This is a genomic window from Thermomonas sp., assembly GCF_041905325.1.
GTDB lineage: Bacteria > Pseudomonadota > Gammaproteobacteria > Xanthomonadales > Xanthomonadaceae > Thermomonas.
Window position 1 is genome coordinate 1 of the sequence record NZ_JAYRLK010000032.1, and the last position, 2107, is coordinate 2107.

1 protein-coding gene is annotated in these 2107 nt (G+C 65.6%); it reads left to right on the top strand.

The window, feature by feature from the left end; translation table 11 throughout:
* Window positions 1-2107, top strand: a 2107-nt coding sequence (gene nirB, locus ACE3OK_RS12430; RefSeq protein WP_374249870.1) for a nitrite reductase large subunit NirB, incomplete at both ends; no start/stop codon positions are given.

Consider the following 2107-nt stretch of genomic DNA (forward strand, 5'->3'; position numbering starts at 1 on the left):
CATCCTGCCGGTGCCGGGCAAGGAGCTGCAGGGCGTGATCGCCTACCGCGACATCGCCGACACCAACACCATGATCGAGGCCGCAGCCAGGTACAAGAAGGCGGTGGTGATTGGCGGCGGCCTGCTGGGCCTGGAGGCCGCCAACGGCCTGATGAAACGCGGCATGGACGTGACCGTGGTGCATGTGATGCCCTGGCTGATGGAGCGCCAGCTGGACGACGTGGCTGGCAAGCTGCTGCAGAAGTCGCTGGAAGCGCGCGGCCTGAAGTTCATGATCGGCGCCCAGACGCAGGCGCTGCTGGGCAATGAGGCTGGGCGGGTGCGGGCCGTCCAGTTCAAGGACGGCACCGAGATTGACACGGACCTGGTGGTCATGGCGGTGGGCATCCGCCCCAACACCGAACTGGCCGAGAAGGCCCGGCTGCATGTGAACCGCGGCATTGTGGTCAACGACACCATGCAGACCGTGACCGACGCGCGCATTTACAGCGTGGGCGAGTGTGCCGCCCACCGCGGCATTGCCTACGGGCTGGTCGCGCCCCTGTTCGAGCAGGCCAAGGTGGCGGCCAACCACCTGGCGCAGTTCGGCATTGGCCGCTACACCGGCTCACTCACCTCCACCAAGCTCAAGGTCACGGGAATTGACCTGTTCTCGGCCGGCGACTTCCAGGGCGGCGAGGGCACCGAAGAAATTGTCATGAGCGACCCGTTTGGCGGCGTCTACAAGAAGCTGGTGATCAAGGACGACAAGCTGGTGGGTGCCTGCCTGTACGGCGACACCGTGGACGGCAGCTGGTACTTCAAGCTGCTGCGCGACGGCCGCAGCGTCAGCGACATCCGCGACAAGCTGATGTTCGGCGAGTCCAACATCGGCGACACCGGCCACGAGGGCCACAGCAAGGCCGCCACCATGCCCGACGACGCCGAAGTCTGCGGCTGCAACGGCGTCAACAAGGGCAGCATCTGCAAGGCCATCAAGGAAAAAGGCCTGTTCACGCTGGACGAGGTGCGCAAGCACACCAAAGCCAGCGCGTCCTGCGGGTCCTGCACCGGCCTGGTTGAGCAGATCCTGATGTTCACCGCCGGGGGGGACTATTCCGCCACGCCCAAGCTCAAGGCCATGTGCGGCTGCACCGACCACGGCCACCAGGCGGTGCGCGACGCCATCCGCACGCCGCTGCCCGATGGCCGCAAGCTGCTGACCATCGCCGATGTGTTCAAGGCGCTGGACTGGAAGACGCCCAATGGCTGCGCCAGCTGCCGTCCGGCCGTCAACTACTACCTGATCAGCACCTGGCCCAAGGAGGCCAGGGACGACCCGCAAAGCCGCTTCATCAACGAGCGCAGCCACGCCAACATCCAGAAGGACGGCACCTACAGCGTGATCCCCCGCATGTGGGGCGGCGAAACCACCGCCAGCGAGCTGCGTCGCATTGCGGACGCGGTGGACAAGTACAAGATTCCCACCGTCAAGGTCACCGGCGGCCAGCGCATCGACCTGCTGGGCGTGAAGAAGGAAGACCTGCCCCATGTGTGGAAGGACATCGGCATGCCCAGCGGCCACGCGTATGCCAAGGCATTGCGCACGGTGAAGACCTGCGTGGGCAGCGAGTGGTGCCGCATGGGCACGCAGGACAGCACGCAGATGGGCAAGGACCTGGAGCGCGCCATGTGGCGCATGTACGCCCCGCACAAGGTCAAGTTCGCCGTCAGCGGCTGCCCGCGCAACTGCGCCGAGGCCGGCATCAAGGACGTGGGCATCATCGGCGTGGACAGCGGCTGGGAGATGTACATCGCCGGCAACGGTGGCATCAAGACCGAGGTGGCGCACTTCTTCGTCAAGCTCAAGACAGCCGCCGAGGTGCTGGAGTACACCGGCGCCTTCTGCGAGCTGTACCGCCAGGAAGGCTGGTACCTGGAGCGCACGGTGCACTACGTCAACCGCGTGGGCCTGGACTACGTGAAGAAGCGCATCCTGGACGACCACGAAGGCCGCAAGGCGCTGTGGGAACAACTGCAGTTCGCGCTCGATGGCGAGCCCGACCCCTGGTTTGAAATGGACAAGGCAGCGGTGGACACACGCCAGTTTGCCCCGCTGACGGTGGCC